The following is an 18,486-nucleotide window of genomic DNA, read 5'->3' as shown; positions in this document are numbered from 1 at the left end:
AGGTCATTTACTGTCCATACTCTCCTTTTTTCATTCCTCTCATCAAATCAACTGTAAAATTATTGAATATATTCAATTTAAACCCTTGCGTGCAACGCTAGTGGGACTGGCACCGTGCCAGTCCCCACATTCTCTGCCAAAATAAAGCTGTGGCACCGACTGTTCAATCCCTTGCCACATAAGGCTTTAGTCTCCGCTCCCTCTGCCCCCACTTGCTGTGAAGCAGTGCGGGTCAGGCGCCAGCCTCAGCCTAATCCAGCGCTTATTAGGGCCCGGCACTACCCCAATATACCCCCGCCTCCCTTGACCTCCCCCAAAAAATACGTTTAACTTGTACTATTGAAGAATTCTAAAACAGATAGGTGAATTGTATGTCCATTAATCGAAATGCACCGTGCCCTTGCGGCAGCGGGAAAAAATATAAGAAGTGCTGTTTGTCGAAGGAGAATGTGGTTCAGCTGAATGAGGTGAAGCAGGATCGGTTTCTGCAGCAGAAAGAGGAGCTCGTTCTTAGAGTAAGCCGTTTTTTCCAAGAGCATTATAATCACGCCGAGATTCATACCTTCCGTCAGGAATTCAGGGAGAGAACGCGGAATACCGTTCCCCGGCATATTGAGGATTCGTTTTTTGAATTCTATCTATACTTTCTTCGGAAGACTGAAAATGGCAAACGGCCTATAGAATGGTTTTATGAGGAGAATCATATTCATTTGACCACTGATCAGGAAACGATGCTGCGCACATGGATTTCGCTTAATCCCCGTTTGCTGCAGGCCATTGATCGATCCGAGCACTCGGTTCTTTTTGAGGATCAGTTCACGGGTGAAACGTTCCCTGTGCCGCGTTCACCGGAGAATACGGGCGAGTTTATCCCTTGGTACGGGACGCTTTCCATGCTGGAGCCGTTTGAAAATCAATATTTGTTTAACGGCCTGAGAGCATTCACGACTCCACAAGGGATACGGGCAGCCGTTTCCATGACGAAGGAGCTTATGGAGAAGGAAAACCTTCCTCATGAAGAAGTCCTGCTTCATTATTTCCCTGAGCTTATGGCAGAGATTGTTCAAAAGGAAAGCGAAAAGTCCGGGGATCAGTCCAAGGTGATTGAGCAGATTGAAGTAACCTATAAAGTTCTAAATGATGAAGCTCTTCTTGAGTTTTTCCATCATAATGATGAATTTCTCATTAACGAATGGGCAGAAGAGAAATCGGCCAGCTGGACCGGTGGTTGGAAAACGTTCACGGACAGCGAAATGAAGGGCTCGGCCCTCCTTGGCGATGTTTATGGGACGATAGAAGTGAGAAAAGGGATTCTTTCCTTTACATGTATAGGCTCTGATCATGCAGAAGCCTTTAAACATACGATGAAGAAAACGGGTGTGGCGCTATCCTACATGGACCAGTCTTCCAAAGCAATTACCATTCCGTTTCATGCTGAAATCAGCAATATGGTGTTTCATTCTGAGGAGGCTTCTCCCGAGCAATTTGCACCGATTGCCCAGGCTTTCCTGAACATGGACCTGGATCAAAAGATTCCCGCTTATGATAACCTCTCCTTAAAAGAGATGTGCAAAGAAGGACGGGAAGCGGATGCTGAGCACTGGCTGAAAAACTATGAGCACAACTATTCGAAGCAAATGGAGGACGGAGATCTGACACCGGATTTCAATACGATCCGCAGGGAATTGGGTCTCCCGCTTTCTCCTTTCGTAACCGGAGGAGAAAAACGGACATCTGCCCTGACACCGGCTTCTCCCCCTGGGAAAAAAAGCGGAAGCCTTGTGCAGCAGGAAGACATTCCGTTTTATGAAGCATTGGGTTTCAGACCGGATACCATCCATAGTTTTTATGCCTCTGATTTAATGAATTTTTACCGTGAAAAATCCATGGGAAAATCAGAAAACACCGTACGAAAATACCGCAACAACCTATTGGATCTTCGTGAAATCCTGGAAGGTAAATCATTAACCAGCTGGAGTGACTGCAGCCAGACATTCTGGAACGATGTGTTCGGCAAGGACTTATTTGCCCTCTATACACAAACAAGCAAAACCCAGCTTAAGGAATTCGCAAGCACGATGAAAACTCTTGCGAAGTGGCTCGATGATCGAAATGGAACCAATCTTTCTGAGGATGTAGCAAAAGCGATTACGGAAACTGAATTTGTATAAGAAAGAAGCCCTCTTCCTTAACGGACAGAGGGTTTTTTTGCTATGTACTCACTGCCTGCACACACGCTTATTCCAATGGCATATGCGGCCAAATCCGTCCAAAGGAAACCATACCCGAGAACCAATCCTCCAAGAGACGTTGCCCTCATGTCATTGATCCAGGCGGCTTGATAGAGTTGGCTGCACTCTGTGAGCAGGCAGTAGAAACCGGCGGCTCCCACAATGACCGCTGTTTTTCTCCTATTAAAAAGAAAGGCAAAACCTACGAAAATCATCGCCGCCCATATGGCATCTCCCAGGTATGTGTTGATGAATCCCGGAAGGAATGGAGACAGCCTTCTTGAATAGAGACCGAGTCCGACCATAAGAATAAGCAGGAGTCCATAAAAAATTCGGGAACGATTCATTCTCCGGTTTCTTTCACGTACAGCACGTACACCCGGCGGTCCTGATCCATTTCCGCGCTGATCCGCTCATATTCCTTTCCTCTTAAGGTAAGGTAGGTGGAGTCAAGACGGGAGAAGACATCTACATGGTCGAAGCATGAGATATACATAAATTCCGGGCTTTCCTTGTATTCTTCATATAAGCGGATTTCAATTCCAAGCGGGCGGTCCTGGACAGCAGAGGCAAAAGGCTGTTCCTCTTTATCCGGATTGAGATAAATAACGAACCGGTCATGTTCAAGAGCGGTACTGGTTACTTCATAAACAGACCCTTCTATCACAAAATAATCGCAGCTTCGTCTGCAAAAAATCTGCATCGGATCGAGATCTTTAAAATGGTAGATTGCCGGATAGTCATTCAGTGGATCATTCAATCGGTATTCGAGTATACGGTGCATGGCTGACACATCCTTTTTACACTCTATTATATGGGAAAGTTTGTTTATTTTGAAAAAAACTGTGTTAAAATCGGTAAAGAATCCATTAGCTGCTAGGAGGTTCATTGTGAACAAAACAGAACGTATGATGAAAAATGTGCTGCTTACAGCGACAGCCTCTGTTTTGGCGATTGGGATGTCAGGCTGTTCGTCACAGGACAGACCCCCTAAGCCTAAAGATAAATCATGTGATGATTGGGAATGGGATAATGACACGGAGACTTGGCAATGCGATGATGACTCCAGTCCTCATTTCGGCTACTTTTTCTGGGGCGGATCTTTTTTTGCCAACTCCAACGCTTTAAAAAAGAGTTCATCCTATAAAAACTACATAAGCAAAGGCAAAACAGGAATCGGCAGCGGATCAAAAGGCGGCTTCGGCGGATAATGGAAGCTTTGCCGCGCATCCGCTTTCCCCAGCATGAAAAAAAGCGCCAAAATTTCTATCAAACCATCCCAAATTTTTGGCATGACCTGTTCGGAGAGCCCTATGCGCTATACGACATAAAGACGATGTTTAGGAATGAAGCACAGCAAATCCGGGAGGTCACCGAGCGAATTGCGGCCATCTATGATAAAACGGCTCCGCTTCTCCGCTCTTTACCTGACGAGTCGATGCTCGAACTCGGCTTCCCGGAAGAATCCGTTCCTTTTCTCCGGTTAAATCCCTTACAGAATGAAGGCGTAATCCGGCGAGTTGATCTTGTACAAACAAGCAGCGGCTGGAAGCATTTCGAGCTGAATGCGGATACCCCGACTTTTATTTATGAGCTTTTCCATGTAAATGGATTGGCTGCCAGGCATTTCGGATTGGTGGATCCGAACGAAGGCTGTGAAGGATCGCTTCAGAATGCAATTCGACAGGCAGTCCGGGAGCTTTGGAATCAAGACCGGGCGCCAAAGGTTGTGTTCACCGCCCATGCCGATCATGAAGAGGATTGGCATACCGCCGCTTATCTCGGCCGCCTTTTTGGATACCCTCATGAAATTGTGCCCATCCATGAACTCCAGCTGAAAGAAGGCGACGGAATTTACACCCCTGCTGGCGTAAAAATTGATGTGCTCTACAGGCAAACGTATCCGATTGAGCATCTCGTGAATGACCGGAGTGAAGACGGAACGGCCATTGGCATACAGCTGCTGAAGCTCGTTAAAGACGGCAGACTTGCCATCCTGAACCCGCTGTCCTCCTTTTTGCTTCAATCCAAGGCTGTTCAGGCGCTCATCTGGGGCTTGCATGAAAACGGGCACTCCTATTACAGCGACACCGAGCACGAATGGATCGGACAGCATTTCCTTCCGACCTATCTGGAAAAAGAGCCATTCATTCAGAAAGGAAAAGCCTTCGTCGAGAAGCCCGCCTTCGGAAGAGAAGGCGATACCATAACGGTATTTGGGAGTGACGGAGCACCTTTAGCTGAAAACACACTGAAAACATACAGCGAATCCCTTAAAGTTTATCAGGAATATCAGGAGCTGCCGACCGCTGCTATTGAGACACCTTATGGTAAAGATCAGGCTCACCTGTTAGTCGGTTCATTTGTCATCGGAAAGAAAGCGCAAGCCTTCGGAATCAGAGCCGGAAGCGCCATCACAGGAAACGAGGCGTACTTTTTGCCAGCCGGAATCCGCACTTAATTTGCAATTAAAGGAGACGATTAAAATGGAAGCATTGTTCCATACCCTTACCTACCTTGTGATCGGCCTGGCAACCCTCCTTATCGGAGCTGTCCTGTTCAGCATCACAACCAAAATGAGCGAACGAAAGCAGATCTTGGAGGAGGCTAACACAGCCGCCGCCATCAAGCTCGGAGGCAAAATGCTCGGCCTCGCCATCGTCATCTGGGCCGCTGCCCAATACTCGCTCAATGTAGTGGACTACTGCCTGTGGAGCGTATTCGGCCTGGCCGCACAAATTTTATCTTACTGGATGGTTGAGCACCTTCTGTTTCCGAAAATCTCCCTTGCTAAAAAGGTGGAAGAAGGCAACAAAGCCGTCGCCATCCTGCTTTTCATGATTTCCGTTTCCGTCGGGCTGATTATTGCGGGCTCGCTTTCTTATGATGCGGTTTATGAGATGCTGCAGAATCAGTGACGGTGAAAAAGGGATAAGGAGCATAGCTCCTTATCCCTTTTATTGACCATTGTTAACTTCGTGGAAATGTTATATAACTTTGCCATGCTCTTTTTTGTACTTTTCTAAGATGGTTTTTAGAGTTTTAGGCTCTAAATCATACCTTTTAGATTCTTCAACCACAAATTCCTCTTCTCTTTTCGTCAGTTCTACCTTATTATCCCGATTTAATTCTGGATCAACATCATCCTCTATTATTCGATACTCTGTTTCCGTAACGCCCATATGTGAGATGTCATCTGTTACATTAAGTTTAATATTTCTACCCGCTCTTTTCTTTTCAGTCACTGCATATCAACTCCTTTTCTCGAATGTAGTACTGCCGTTCATTGATACTAATTTTATTTCCCGGCAACACTGTAATGATTTGAAACCGGCCTCCTTCATAAAGCCTTCCCACTACTTTTAATAATCTGCCTTCTGATGTTTCACAAAAAATATCAAATACTTCCCCTTCTGGCTGCACACCATTCGGTAAGAGAGGCCCTGATTTATTATTTTTATTTATTACCCAACAAGGATCGTCTAGTGCATCCTCTAATTCACTTTCATATACAGAATGCTTTTTCTCTATTTTTTCCAAAGCATAAGGTTTTATAAAAAAACCATCAAATTTCTGTTCAAAATAACTGTTCCAATTGTTACGGCCAACCACTTAAATTCCCCCTTATTTTAGCATCTAGAATGATTTTTATAAATCTATTACATCTATCTTGAAGAATCCAAATGTACTAATAAGGATATTTTTACATTAATTATAATATCGTTTCTATTTATTTATTTCAGTAATTAATTTGATTCTTTCAAATTCACTAGAAAAGGATTTAACTCTAATTTATAAATGGGCCACTTTCGTTTTGAAATGTTTCATGAGAATAATTTACTGTTTTCCCTTCTTCCTCAGCGTATAAATGACATCTTTTCCAATTTTCAAAGAGTGCTTTCTTACGATTAAAAATATCTTGAAGCTGTATTTTTGCTGTATTAATATCATTTCCTAATCTAAAATCCTTAAAATAATTTTTAAGGTCTGCCATATTTTGAGCTGTTAAAGGTCTATGCTGTCTGAAAACCCACTTATATAAATGTTCTTTTAATTCAATAACTAAATTAACCTCTCTTGCAATTTGGTTTAATAATGGCTGACACCCTTTTTGAATAGCTAGCCCTTTATATTGGTCGGGTATTGAGGGATCTAGAATGTACTTATCTATCTCAGCTTTTTTTACCCCTGTCATATCAGAAATTTTTGAAGCATCATTATCATATAGATTTAACAAGATAACGATTACTTCGTATTTAACTTTCCAATAACTGTTCTCTAAAAAACATGATTGAAGAAAGTTAATCATCCATTCCTCTTTCGATAATTTTACATCGTGTATTTGACAATACACTTCTTGATTTGGATATAAAACTTTTAATATATGATACGGTTCAATACCTTTTAATAAATAAAACCTTTGATTATCTATGAACACATGCATATATGGAAACTTCAACTTATTTAGGATAGATAATTTGCTGCTTGCAGTAAGAGGGGTGGGCAAATACTTGTGTTTAACTAAAATGTCTTTTGCAGCTATCGGTAATATTAACAATTTCCATTACACATCCTTTTTTATTAAAGAATATGAGATTGGTAGATTGTCTAATGCAAACCAAAATTTTGACAAAATGGGTTAAACTACATTACATATTCATGAACTTGAGCGCATTTTGCCTAAGCAATTATGCAGAATTTAAATAGATCTTGAGTTACTCTTGTGTTTCTTTTCCCAAGCTATCCTGTTATTCTGTTAGGAACAACAATTCGTGGAGGAAATCTAATGATCCCATACAAAGTCCTGCTCCTCGATATCGACGGAACCATCGTAAAACCGGACAACACTATTGATGAATCAACAAAGATCGCCATTGCCAAGGTCCAGGAGAAAGGGCTGACTGTTGTCCTTGCAACAGGAAGGCCACTTCATGAAATTTCGCCTATTGCTGAAGAGCTCAATGTCACGTCTTATATCGGATACAACGGGGCCTATGCGATCTATAACCGGCATGACGTTTTCAAATGGGCGATGAATTCAAAAGACGTTCAGTACTTTATCGATACCGCTCAAGACAAAGGACATGAGCTTGTGCTCTATACACATGATAAAAACCTGTTCACCGCACCTGACTCACCTAGAACAAAGCAATTCATGGAGAAATTGCACTTATTGAAAAATGAAGCCTTAACAAAAGCATGCCCGGACGGAATTTTAGGGATAACGGTCATCACAGACAGCCATCAGGGGTCCATTCACTATCAAACCGATCACATTCATTTGTCTCAGGTAAATGTCGAGGAGCTTTACCATTGCTTTGATGTGATAAGAGAGGATGTTAACAAGGGCGTCGGAGTGAAGCATTTTCTTGATCAGTTAAATGTGCCGGCCGCGTCCTCTATAGCTTTCGGCGACGGGATGAATGATAAGGAAATGCTGTCTGCTGTTGGAGAAGGCTTTGCGATGGGGAATGCTCATCCGGATTTGTTTTCGTATGCGAAGCATCGGACGACGAGTGTAAATGAAGCAGGGGTTTCCAACGGTCTTAAGAGTTTAGGATTGTTGGATTAAAAAACCCATCCTGCCCACTGCTGCCGGGAAGGATGGGCTCAAGGAACCAGCCTGGCAAAAACCACAAGTCTTCTCGTCGGGTTTTCAACCGGGTCGCACGTTATAAGGGTTAACGTTTGCCCCTCCCCCTGCTTTTCCAAAACGCTTGTATCAGATGGAGGAACAATTGTCTTTTTATAAATAGTAAACAATAGATTTTTCTGTTCCGTTTCTACTGAGATCAAATCGCCATCCTTCAGTTCATTAAGCCGGTTGAATTTTCTCCCAAATGTGCGGCTGCGATGCGCGGCAATAGCCGCATTTCCCTCCTCGCCAAGTGCGGCCGTGCCCGTAATGTGACCGGCTGCAGCCTTCAAATCCTCCTGCCCCGCTCCCTCTACAATGGGAAGCTCCAGATTTATTTTTTCAATTACGAGACTGCCTGCTATTTTTATAGTGGTAGAAGCCTTTACACTTTCATACTGATCCAAATCCACCAGTTCCCTTTTTGCTTCTTTCCATTGGGATAGAAGATGCTCCTCCTGAACCTTTGAATGCCAGGAAACCCATTGCGGTGAAATAGCCGTTGCGAACCCGGATAGGATTAAAACAAGAGAGAGGATTCTTCTCATCCGCCCAGTTTAGGAAGGCCATTCTTTTTGTAAAAGAACAAACCAAATCCCATCGTCATCAATAAGATTCCTGTAAAGACAATCATCACAGGGCTCTCTTCACCCGTTTTAGGAAGACCAGATTGAGCATTGGCGTTTGATGCTGTATTTACTCCGCCTACTTGGTCTTGATCCGATGCAGGCGGCACCAGATCTGCTGCTTGGAAGGAAAATACCGCCTCGGTCCGCAGTTTTTGATACTCATTGCCTGCACTCATTGGAAATTGAACCGTAATAACGAACGTTTCTTCCTGCCCATTTTCCAGCAATCTTGGGTTAGCCAACTTGAAGCTTTTTAATGGACCGCTGTACAGGGTTTCTCCCTGGCTGCTGATCTTTACATCTAAAACATTATAAAATTTATCTGATCCTGAATTTTTTTTGACCGACATGTGATACTGAAAATCTTGCTTCCCTTCATTCTTCACAACAATTTTCCGGGTGGACCAATCTCCAGGTTTTAAATTACTCAATGAGAATAAATAAGGACTTGGGTTAACAGAAAGGCTGATTTCTGAAGGCTCTGAAGCTGCACTGGCTTTCTTTACAGGAACCATAGGAGCCATACTAAAAAGGAAAATGATGATTGCAGCAAACCACTTAATAAAAACCGAAAATAACTTCATTGGAATCCTCCCTTACCCCTTCATTTTCTCAATAAAGAACATTAAAGTTATTATAATCCCGTTTTTGTTTTTTATAAAGTACTATCCTTCAACAAATTTCTAGTTTTTCTTTCCGATTAAAACCGCTCTGCTGCAGAAAAACACGATAAATTTTATAGATATCAGGTGCATTAGTACTGATGGCCTTAAAAATATTCCTAGAGTTATATTTTTATCTAAAAACGACAGATTTCTTCAGGTAACTGCTTATTCACGAGGAAAAATATAAGATTTCTAAAAAATCAATATTTTCTAATAAATGATAGGATAAAACCTGTAAGAAGCATCTTATGGCAAAGGAGGTACTACATATGAAAATCGTTGTTCGTAAATCCGAGAAATTGGCTCCTACTCAGTACAGACCGCCTCATACTTCTTAATCGAATAAAAAGTGAATAAAGAAGATAGACCATTCTATTCACTAGATATGGTCTATTCTTACTTCAAATAAAATCACCCGCGGCCTTTGCCGCTTAGACATAGAGGGAGGCAACGAAGATGAACCCTGCCATAAAGAAGACACTGCTGCCGATTATTCAAAAGGAAGGCTGTATTGAAATTACTCTCAATTATGTAGCGACAGACATTGAGGATCCGGATGGAGGAATCTATCAATTATGCAGGCTGCTGGATGGAGACCATTCAATCGACGAAATTTCGTCAAAACTCTCCCTTTCAAAGGAAGAGGTAGCAGATGCGATTGAGTCCTTGGACAGCCTTGGATTTGTTGAATATGAGTACCAGCCTCCCCATTATACAAAGACGGAACTTGAGCGCTACCGGTCAAATTTTAACTACTTTTCCGGATTCTCAAGCCTTGATGTGAGCAAGTATGAAATACAGAATCGTTTACGGGACAAGAAGGCTGTGGTTCTCGGGTTAGGCGGAGGGAGCCTTGCTGCTTCTTTTCTTGCAGGTATGGGCATTGGGGAAATCGTCGGAGTGGACTTTGACATTGTGGAGCGATCCAACTTGAATCGGCAGTGTCTATATAATGAAGAAGATATTGGACGGTTAAAGACGGATGCTGCCCGGGAAAAAGTACTGAAGATCAATCCTGACATCAGCATGATTGTCCATGATCTGGAGATTAGCTCGTACATGGACCTGCTTCCCATTCTTGAAGGGGCGGATGTGGTCATTAATATGATTGACCAGCCGGCTATCAGTTCCTTGCGATGGGTCAGTGCCGCTTGTGTAAAGCTGAATATTCCTTATTATAGCGGGGGAGTCAATCACCAAATCGTCCAGCTTGACCGGGTCATTCCTGCTAATGGGGATCCTTGCTATGATTGTATGCTGATTCATACCATGTCGCTGCACCGGGATTCCGTTTACCGTCTGAAGGAAAGCTACGGAAAGATCTTTTCAAACGTCAACACCGGGTTTGGCCCGAACGTATCGTTATTAACCGGACTTATGATGACAGATGCAGCTAAGCTTCTTACCGGAATCTCTCCTGTATCCAAACCGATGCTGACAATGGATCTCTCAGATTTAACACTTGAACAGAGTGAGTTCGGAACAGGAAGGCTTGCCTGCTGTCCGACGTGCTCAGGCTCATTTGAACAGCTGGCTTCATTTGAGGAGCTTCAAAAGCTGGCAGAACGGGAATTGACAGAAGCATGAGCAGCGCGCTTACCCTTCAATCCATTGTCGACTGCTCCCATCTTTCCATCCAGCCGGAAGGAGATGAATTTTCAATTGGGGATTCATCTATTGGGGAATTCCTGCGGGTTCCCGAAGTCGCCGTTGATGTTGTGAGGCTTCTGGATGGGAAGAATACCTTGCTGCAGGTGAAAGAGAAAATTGACCGTAAATACGGAGAAGATGTGGACGTCCTTGATTTTGTTGAGATGTTGAAAGATTGCGATTTGATTTATAAAATCGATTCAGAGGTGCTGAACGATTCTTTTCGTAAAGAAGTTAATCCTGTCCTATTCAGATTAGGCAGCCTGTTCTTCAGCAAGACAGCCAACCTTTTGTATGTGGTTTCTTTTGCAGCCCTTATTCTTTTACTCATTCTCTATCCATCTCTCATCCCTACATTCCGGGATATGTTTGTATTTGAGCCAGTCGGATTGAGCGGATTGATTTTCCTTGTAGTAGGCTGGGGCCTTACGCTGATTCACGAATTCGCCCATCTGCTTGCCGCCTCCAAAGAAAAAGTCCATTCGAAGATAAGGCTCAATTTAAGAATGATTTTCCTCGTTGCTGAAACCGATATGACAGGGCTTTGGGGAAAGCCTAAGAAAAACCGCTATGTTCCATTTTTAGCCGGCATGGCCTGGAATACCGTCATTGCCCTCGGGTGCTTTGCGGTTCAGCTGCTCTCTTCTTCAGAACTGGTGATTTCTTTTGCAAGAATGATTGCGCTGATTGCCTTATATGGCTTTGTGTGGCAATTCATCATTTTCCTCCGAACAGACATTTATTATGTCATTTCGAATTGGAAAAATACATCCGCTATGCATGAACACAGTCTCATGTTTTTACGGAAAACCGTTCTCCGAAAAGAACCGGCAGAATGGGCGTCCCTTCCGCTTCATGAAAAGAACAACGCAAAATGGTTTGGTGTCCTTTATATCATCGGAGGCTTTGTATCTGTGACCTTAACCCTTTATCTTCAAGTTCCTGCCCTTTGGTATACCCTTTCTTATGCAATCCGCTCGCTAAGCACCTACACCTACAGCTCCTATTATTTCTGGGACAGCCTGATGGTCGTGAGCGTTGGTGCCATCGAGCTGGTCATCTGGCTGATTGGGTTGAAAAATGCGCGGAAAGAACGGATTGCTCAGCGAAACAAACCCGCCAATCGGGAGCAGGAAGCTATATGAATACTGTTTCTCAGCCGAAATAAAGCAAGAGATTCTTGCTTTATTTTTTTACAACCCATTCTGAACATACCCTTCCCTGTCCTTTGCAGCTAAGAGTCCCTGATATGTTTAAGAAAGAAAGGAAAACAAATGGACTTTTCAAAAATCGGCAAAGAAATCTATTTCCTGAGAAAGGCCATCGGCATGTCTCAAAAAGAGCTTGCAGCAGGCATTTGTTCTCAAGCTCAAATCAGCAAAATCGAAAAAGGGGATGTCTATCCGTATGCTCCTACCCTCTACCTCATTGCCCAAAGGCTTGGAGTGGACGTCAGTTATTTCTTCAATATAGCCACTACTTCAAATTATCATTATGTACTAGAAGTGGAGTCACAGTTAACTGCATTAAGACGTGAAGAGAAATACGAAGAGATTCAAAAGCTCGTGCAGACTGAGAAAAAAAATCCTCTTTACAAAACTACCCCTTCCTATCAGCAGCTGCTTATTTGGCACGATGCCATCGGGCTGTTTAATATCGCCCAAAAGCAGAAAGAGGCGATCGCTATGCTTGATCAAGCCATCTCCCTCACAAGCTTCACATCCAAAACCATGACCGAACGCGAAATGGAAATCCTCAACACGAAATGCGTCTTTCTGCTTGAATTGGAGGATTACAAACAGCTGGCACAGCAGCACCAAACCATTATTCAGCACCTCGAACGCGTGCCAAACCTGGCAGATAAAACACTTAAAACAAGAATCTACTTCAACTGCGCCAAAGCAAAATTTAAGCTCGGGAACCACCATGACTCGATTCAGCTCTGCCATAAAGCCATTCAATGGTGTTTAAGTGCCTACTCTCTTTATCTTCTGCCGGAACTTCACTATTTAATGGGCCAAAACTACAACTGTTTAAACGACTCTTATCAGGCAGCCAGCTATTTTAAAAAAGCCCGGGATTATTTTGAGCTGCTGGGAAAGGGCGGATGCAGGATCATCCCTGAAAAAGACTTAGAGAACTCCGGCAGAAAGGAACAGCCTGGACGGTAGACGATCAAGTTCTACCAAACTCAAAAAACCCGTTGGCCGAAAATGGCCAGCGGGTTTTCTTCTCTCAAACTTTTAAGCCACTTCCTCACCCAGTATCACTTCAAGATCCTCCGCTGAAATAGGCCTGCTAAAGTAGTAGCCTTGTGCTTCGTTGCAGTTTTTCGTCTCCAGGAATTGAAGCTGCTCCTCTGTTTCGACGCCTTCTGCGATAACCTTTAGATTGAGGTTGTGCGCCATGTTGATGATGGTGTCGACGAGGGAAGCGTCCTTTGGATCCGTGTATATGTTTCTAGTAAACGTTTGGTCGATTTTGAGCGTATTGATCGGGAATGTTTTCAGGTAGCTCAAGGACGAATAGCCGGTTCCGAAATCGTCGATCGATAGGTGAATCCCCATATCCCTCAGCTGCTGCATTTTATGGACAGCGTGATTGGAGTCCTGAATGATGCTCTCCGTTAATTCAAGCTCGAGAAAACTTGGATGAAGACCTGTTTTCGTTAACGTGTCCCTGACCATTTCGACGAGGTTGCTTTGCTGAAATTGGCGGGATGAGATGTTAACGGCCATACGGAGCGGCTGATAGCCGTTCTGCTGCCACGTCTTATTTTGAAGACATGCCTCGTGGAGCACCCATTCACCGATTGGAAGGATCAGCCCGGTTTCTTCTGCAATCGGAATAAATTCAGCAGGGGAAATGACACCCCATTCCGGATGATGCCAACGGAGCAGTGCCTCTACCCCAATGATTTTCCCGGTCGCTACTTCCACCTGCGGCTGGTAAACCACTCTAAATTCATTTTGTTTCAAGGCTTTCCGCATGCCATTTTCAAGCTGCATTTTCTTTGAAACGATTTCATTCATACTCGGAGCATAGAACTGGAAGTTGTTTTTCCCATCTTCCTTGACCCGGTACATTGCGGTATCCGCATTCTTGACTAAACTATCAATGTCCCGGCCATCTGCCGGATACATGGCAATCCCGATTGACGGGGTGACAAACAGCTCAATGTCCTTAATTGTGATGGATCGGCTGAACAAATCAATGACCGTCTGGGCTTTTTTCGTCACTTCAGCCGTGCTTGTATGGGGAAGCAGAATGATGAACTCATCCCCGCCCTGCCGGCTGACCGTGTCCGACTTATCAAGAGAGGCTTTGATTCGCTTTGCCACCTCAATTAACAGCTGATCTCCGGCGTCATGGCCTAACGTATCGTTGATGTTTTTAAAGCGGTCCAAATCCATAAACATGATGCCGATTTGCTGCTGATTGGCGGCCGCCTGATCCATTGCTGAAGAAAGCCGGTCATTTAATAGAAGGCGGTTCGGCAAATCCGTCAAGGCATCCCGGTAGACCATCTGATTGATTTTCATTTCAGTTTTCTTGCGCTCCGTAATGTCGCGGATGATGCTGCTGAAATAAATCTCTTGATCTTCCTTCCATGATGCTAAAGAAAGCTCAATTGGGAATTCATTCCCGTTTTTATTCAGTCCTTCAAGCTCCACGGTTTGCCCGACCACCCGCTCTTCCTTTGTGGAAAGGTAGCGGTCCATTCCCCGTTGATGGGCCTCTTTAAATTTGTCCGGAATGATCATTTGCAGCTTTTGTCCGGTGACTTCTAATTCCTTGTAGCCGAACATCCTCTCGGCTCCCTGATTCCATGAAATGATGACACCCCTTGAATCCGCTAAAATGATTGCATCATTCGCTGATTCAAATACAGAACGGAATTTTCTTTCTGATTGGATGGATTGATGTTCAAACCGCTGATCCACAAACATACTAATGAACACAATGCCGAAGATCACCAGCATACAAAATGCAATGGAATAGGCCAATAGCGTATTATCAATAGCTGCTTCCTTCGACATGATATGATGAGAGTGCGGAGTGAATTTCGCGGCGGCCATTCCGGTATAATGCATCCCGGCAATGGCGATTCCCATGATCAGGGCACTTCCGGCCTTGATCCGCCAAATACCCGGTTTGCGGTGATTTTGACTGACAAACTGCAGCAAATACAGGGCCACAACCGATGTGATAAATGCAATGATAGCAGAAAGCCCCCATATGATTGGATCATATTGAATAGTAGCTGCCATTTTCATTGCCGCCATCCCGGTGTAATGCATGGAAACAATCCCAATCGCCATAAGCAGCGCAGATACGGTAATTCTTATCGTTCCTGCAGCCGTCTTTCTGCTAATCACATACAGCGCCAAACCGGAAGCAATAATCGCTGGAATGATAGAGATGACTACAATTTGATAGTCATACGAAACAGGCATGGATAAATGAAGCGCGAGCATGGCAACAAAGTGCATGGCCCAAATGCCAAGGCCCATCGCAAAAGCTCCCGATGCAAGCCAGATATAACGCGCAAGCGGTTTCGCTTTATTGATTTTAATGCTGACATTAAGCGCAGCAAACGAAGCGGTCACAGCAATGATGACAGAAAGGATAACGAGTGGAATATTGTACATGATTGATGCGTGTTCCATTTATGGTGGGATCTCCTTAATAAGCGAATTTAATAGAGGTTTTCTTTCTATGTATATCGGTTGGGGGAAGGGAATTCTTGATAGGGTGGGGAGAGTTGGGGGAGTGGAGTTTCTTGGTTTATTTCAAGTTTTAAAAAACAAATCCTGAAGAAATTCTACTCGCAGGACCTTTTTAAAAAATCAAAACCTCTCATAAATTCGTCAGTTGATTTCCGTTGCGGGCGGGCGGTGAGCCTCCTCTTCAATCAACAGGTGTTTAAAATTGGTTTATGCTTTATAAGTCTTTAAAGATTTATAAAAATTAAACCCAATACTATTAGTCTGCAAAATCCAGATATGTTTTTTAAAATAACTCTTCTATTTTTGACTATCTCTTTTCCATACACGATGCCCGTCAGCTAAAAAAACTGCACTTGGAGGATCCTCATAAAGTGAAATTTCTACTAATGAGCCTTTCTCTTTTCTCTAACTTTATGGTCTTGCTGGTACTATATGAGCACCATCTTTTCCATAATGTATCATTCCTTTAGTGGTCACATGGTATTCACCAGTATGGCAATCATAAGTACTTCCTACCAAACTCCATGATTTACTTTTTGTCTTACTCAAATATCAGCTGATTTAATATAAATCAAAGTAAAAAATCTTGAAAGATATTTATCCAATCAAGGTAGTGGAAATCATTTAGCTATTGCTATCTCTTTCTTCGATGAATTCTAAAAATGCATCTTGCAGTTCTCCTTCTGTATCATTAGAATCAAGCAGTAATTTAGGTTCTACCGAACAATCTTTTAAGGTTGAATTTCCATCAATGACTCCTAGCATACTTGAAATAGTATCAATCATGGTTTGTTCAATTATCCCCATTAATGTATCTTTATTTTCGTCAGTTAAACCATCGTAAAAACTAATTGCTTTTTTCCAGTAATCATCTGTTCTAGGAGTAAACTTCGTTGTTTCATACAAGTTTTTATTAAGTTGAAGGTTTTCTTTAACTATAGACTTATAAAGTGATTTAACAAAAATCTCCTTCATTATATTTCCTCATTTCTGGATACATTTGTTAGAATGTCATCATAGACTCTTCTTAGTTTCATAATGTTCCTTGCCAATAGAACCTCCATCCTACGGAGACTATCAGGATTACACTTTTTCGCTATTTATGTAAGTGTTTAATTGGCACTGATAGTCCCACCAAAAAAAGAAACCTTAGAAGGCATTTAGCCAATCAAGGTTTAGGGGTCTATTTAAAACTTTTCATCCTCTAATCTTTAAAATATTCATCAATAACTTTTTCATCACTACAACCCACTATTAATTCACAACTATCTGGTGTAAGAAAAACCCCTAATGTTTGAACTGTCATCTCTTCGCTTGCTGGCTCTAGGTGATAATGTCTTCCTTCTTTATAATTATGAGCCAATCTAATCAACTCAGTTCCTAAACCTATTAGGGCATTTTTGCTCAGAAATAACGATACTTTTGATGACTTAGTTATTTCGTTTCCATTGCTATCAAAAACTTGTAAAACACCCACATTATCTGCCAATCTTTCAAAGTCATCATTTTCATCGTTCTCGATATCAATCAAATATTTCATAATATTATCTCCCCTTCTAAAATCTATCAATTACTTTTCCATTATTATCCACTATAATATGATATGATTCTCTAGATTTCCACTTACCAGCAGAGGTTTTAGTTTGTATTTCTACATTGTAATGCTCTACTGCATTAGGATACTTCGGCCTTATTGGATGTGAATTTTTCCCTGTATCTTTTCTAAATATTACTTGGGTATTATCATCAATTTTGCTTATAATATTATTTCCTTTTACTTTTCCATTTTTTATTAATGACTTCATTTGATCTAAATCAGATACAGCCTTACTAGTACCCTTAGACAAAGACTTACCAATATCCCCTATCTCATCTTCCAATTTCTTAATCGCATTTTTAGCCAGCTTCTTACCAAAGAATAAAGGTCCTCCCATATATTCTACCCATTCATACCCTGTTCCTTCTAAAAGATCAGTAGGTCTGGCATTGCCTTCCGGTTCTAACTCCGGAATTTTGTCAACAAATCTTTTTCCCTGTACAAAGTAGATCTGACCATTTTCAAATACTTGATAGACTCCAAAATTATGAGCGCTGCGTAGTTCTTCATCGGTTATCGGTCTTGTCTGAGAGTCGACTACTTTGTGACCCATCGGATTGACTAATACACCGTTCTCCATGTAAATGTTTTTTCGCTTCCATTCTGTCACAGCAATCGGATTTTGCTCGATGGATTTCGGCATTCCCCATAAGTCCACATTATATGTGGCCGCATAGTTTTCGTCTGTTGCAATCATTACTTCCCGTGCAATAAACACCTTCTGATGACCGTGATCGAGTGTTTCGAGGTAAAGCTCCAGCTGTTTTAATAGCTTCATTTTAGCATTTTCAATGGCGTCGGTGGTAGCGTAGGAGGAGGCTTCGGTGATGATGGATTGGCCTTCCTGAGCAATTTGAATGGACTGGCCGATTTTCTGAGCAAGTTCAAGCAGTTCCTCCGGTTTGATTTGAATATCGGTCATAGGGAATTCAGCTCCTGTAAGAGGCGCCTGATTTCCTCGCTGATGGCATCAATGGTTTCCAATCCGGAGAACTCCATTTGCAAGTTCAGATTATTGAGGTCCCCCGCCAGTTCCTTGTAAGCCGTTCCGCCTTCCCCGGTCCATTGTCCAAGATAAAGCTCGTGAGCGACTTGAAGGTGCTGTTTATTCTTGTGAAGTTCATTCATACCATCTTCTATATCAACCTGGTATTTTTGCAATGATTCTATTTTTTTCATAATCTCAATTCGTTTGGCTGCCCTGGCCGCCCGGGCTTCCATTTCAATTAAATCCGGCAAAAATTCCACTCCTTTCCAAATACTCATAGATCTAATGGTTAAGTAATACATGCATCGTTTCTACGGAACATAAGTCCCTTTCCTCTACGACTATCACATCCACATGAACT

General features: G+C 42.6%; 21 protein-coding genes. 8 read left to right on the top strand and 13 right to left on the bottom strand.

Annotated elements, in window-relative coordinates; genetic code table 11:
- Positions 1-371: 371 nt before the first annotated feature.
- Positions 372-2,171, top strand: a complete 1,800-nt coding sequence (locus AS29_RS14470; RefSeq protein ID WP_082883863.1) for a YecA family protein — start codon at positions 372-374, stop codon at positions 2,169-2,171.
- 17 nt (positions 2,172-2,188) lie between these two features.
- Here AS29_RS14470 and AS29_RS14465 read toward each other — a convergent pair whose 3' ends face one another.
- Positions 2,189-2,578 carry a ribosomal maturation YjgA family protein gene (locus AS29_RS14465; RefSeq protein WP_035408227.1) on the bottom strand — a complete coding sequence of 130 codons (390 nt, stop codon included), beginning with the start codon at positions 2,576-2,578 and terminating at the stop codon, positions 2,189-2,191.
- Complete coding sequence (locus AS29_RS14460; RefSeq protein ID WP_035408224.1) at positions 2,575-3,015, bottom strand: hypothetical protein; 441 nt, start codon at positions 3,013-3,015, stop codon at positions 2,575-2,577. The genes AS29_RS14465 and AS29_RS14460 overlap by 4 nt, the downstream gene beginning before the upstream one ends.
- A 106-nt stretch (positions 3,016-3,121) precedes the next feature.
- Between AS29_RS14460 and AS29_RS14455 the strand changes: the two genes are divergently transcribed.
- From AS29_RS14455 to AS29_RS14445, 3 genes are read left to right on the top strand one after another with little or no spacing between them, the layout of a single operon-like run.
- Positions 3,122-3,442: a hypothetical protein gene (locus AS29_RS14455; RefSeq protein ID WP_035408221.1), complete on the top strand. Its 321-nt coding sequence runs from the start codon at positions 3,122-3,124 to the stop codon at positions 3,440-3,442.
- Positions 3,442-4,692 carry a glutathionylspermidine synthase family protein gene (locus tag AS29_RS14450; RefSeq protein ID WP_051860694.1) on the top strand — a complete coding sequence of 417 codons (1,251 nt, stop codon included), beginning with the start codon at positions 3,442-3,444 and terminating at the stop codon, positions 4,690-4,692. Before AS29_RS14455 ends, AS29_RS14450 begins: the two co-directional genes overlap by 1 nt.
- Before the next feature lie 25 nt (positions 4,693-4,717).
- The gene (locus AS29_RS14445) at positions 4,718-5,149 is read left to right on the top strand and encodes a DUF350 domain-containing protein (protein WP_035408219.1); all 432 of its coding nucleotides are present in this window, start codon (positions 4,718-4,720) and stop codon (positions 5,147-5,149) included.
- Positions 5,150-5,218: 69 nt separating this feature from the next.
- Here AS29_RS14445 and AS29_RS14440 read toward each other — a convergent pair whose 3' ends face one another.
- The 3 genes from AS29_RS14440 to AS29_RS14430 form a co-directional block, all read right to left on the bottom strand.
- A complete protein-coding gene (locus tag AS29_RS14440; protein WP_035408217.1) occupies positions 5,219-5,476 on the bottom strand; it encodes a hypothetical protein in 258 nt (85 codons plus the stop codon).
- Positions 5,469-5,843, bottom strand: a complete 375-nt coding sequence (locus tag AS29_RS14435; RefSeq protein WP_035408215.1) for a hypothetical protein — start codon at positions 5,841-5,843, stop codon at positions 5,469-5,471. Before AS29_RS14435 ends, AS29_RS14440 begins: the two co-directional genes overlap by 8 nt.
- 175 nt (positions 5,844-6,018) lie before the next feature.
- Positions 6,019-6,789, bottom strand: a complete 771-nt coding sequence (locus tag AS29_RS14430; protein WP_035408213.1) for a hypothetical protein — start codon at positions 6,787-6,789, stop codon at positions 6,019-6,021.
- A gap of 228 nt (positions 6,790-7,017) precedes the next feature.
- On the opposite strand from AS29_RS14430, the gene AS29_RS14425 reads away from it, so the two are divergent.
- On the top strand, positions 7,018-7,803 hold the full coding sequence (locus AS29_RS14425; RefSeq protein ID WP_035408212.1) for an HAD family hydrolase: 786 nt from the start codon (positions 7,018-7,020) through the stop codon (positions 7,801-7,803).
- Positions 7,804-7,841: 38 nt separating this feature from the next.
- On the opposite strand, the gene AS29_RS14420 is transcribed toward AS29_RS14425, so the two are convergent.
- Positions 7,842-8,414 carry a class D sortase gene (locus AS29_RS14420; protein WP_035408210.1) on the bottom strand — a complete coding sequence of 191 codons (573 nt, stop codon included), beginning with the start codon at positions 8,412-8,414 and terminating at the stop codon, positions 7,842-7,844.
- Positions 8,411-9,079, bottom strand: a complete 669-nt coding sequence (locus AS29_RS14415; RefSeq protein WP_035408208.1) for an LPXTG cell wall anchor domain-containing protein — start codon at positions 9,077-9,079, stop codon at positions 8,411-8,413. The genes AS29_RS14420 and AS29_RS14415 overlap by 4 nt, the downstream gene beginning before the upstream one ends.
- 537 nt (positions 9,080-9,616) lie before the next feature.
- Between AS29_RS14415 and AS29_RS14410 the strand changes: the two genes are divergently transcribed.
- The 3 genes from AS29_RS14410 to AS29_RS14400 all read left to right on the top strand — a co-directional run bounded on the left by AS29_RS14410 (position 9,617) and on the right by AS29_RS14400 (position 12,981).
- A complete protein-coding gene (locus AS29_RS14410; RefSeq protein WP_035408206.1) occupies positions 9,617-10,747 on the top strand; it encodes a HesA/MoeB/ThiF family protein in 1,131 nt (376 codons plus the stop codon).
- On the top strand, positions 10,744-11,955 hold the full coding sequence (locus tag AS29_RS14405; RefSeq protein WP_035408204.1) for a PqqD family protein: 1,212 nt from the start codon (positions 10,744-10,746) through the stop codon (positions 11,953-11,955). The genes AS29_RS14410 and AS29_RS14405 overlap by 4 nt, the downstream gene beginning before the upstream one ends.
- 129 nt (positions 11,956-12,084) lie before the next feature.
- On the top strand, positions 12,085-12,981 hold the full coding sequence (locus tag AS29_RS14400; protein ID WP_051860693.1) for a helix-turn-helix domain-containing protein: 897 nt from the start codon (positions 12,085-12,087) through the stop codon (positions 12,979-12,981).
- A gap of 72 nt (positions 12,982-13,053) precedes the next feature.
- Here the strand turns inward: AS29_RS14400 and AS29_RS14395 are convergent, their stop codons facing one another.
- The 6 genes from AS29_RS14395 to AS29_RS14375 all read right to left on the bottom strand — a co-directional run bounded on the left by AS29_RS14395 (position 13,054) and on the right by AS29_RS14375 (position 18,376).
- Positions 13,054-15,480, bottom strand: a complete 2,427-nt coding sequence (locus tag AS29_RS14395) for a bifunctional diguanylate cyclase/phosphodiesterase (protein WP_035408202.1) — start codon at positions 15,478-15,480, stop codon at positions 13,054-13,056.
- 471 nt (positions 15,481-15,951) lie between these two features.
- A complete protein-coding gene (locus AS29_RS21915) occupies positions 15,952-16,059 on the bottom strand; it encodes a polymorphic toxin type 50 domain-containing protein (protein WP_269449398.1) in 108 nt (35 codons plus the stop codon).
- A 105-nt stretch (positions 16,060-16,164) separates the two neighbouring features.
- On the bottom strand, positions 16,165-16,515 hold the full coding sequence (locus AS29_RS14390) for a hypothetical protein (protein ID WP_035408200.1): 351 nt from the start codon (positions 16,513-16,515) through the stop codon (positions 16,165-16,167).
- Positions 16,516-16,744: 229 nt separating this feature from the next.
- On the bottom strand, positions 16,745-17,080 hold the full coding sequence (locus AS29_RS14385; RefSeq protein WP_035408198.1) for an Imm32 family immunity protein: 336 nt from the start codon (positions 17,078-17,080) through the stop codon (positions 16,745-16,747).
- 16 nt (positions 17,081-17,096) lie between these two features.
- Positions 17,097-18,059 (bottom strand): hypothetical protein, encoded by a 963-nt coding sequence (locus AS29_RS14380; RefSeq protein ID WP_035408196.1) that lies wholly within the window; start codon positions 18,057-18,059, stop codon positions 17,097-17,099.
- A complete protein-coding gene (locus AS29_RS14375; protein WP_035408194.1) occupies positions 18,056-18,376 on the bottom strand; it encodes a hypothetical protein in 321 nt (106 codons plus the stop codon). The genes AS29_RS14380 and AS29_RS14375 overlap by 4 nt, the downstream gene beginning before the upstream one ends.
- Between the last annotated feature and the right edge of the window lie 110 nt (positions 18,377-18,486).

Source organism: Bacillus sp. SJS (genome assembly GCF_000732485.2).
Taxonomy (GTDB): domain Bacteria; phylum Bacillota; class Bacilli; order Bacillales; family Bacillaceae; genus Metabacillus_B; species Metabacillus_B sediminis.
This window is presented reverse-complemented; position numbering and strand designations above follow the sequence as displayed.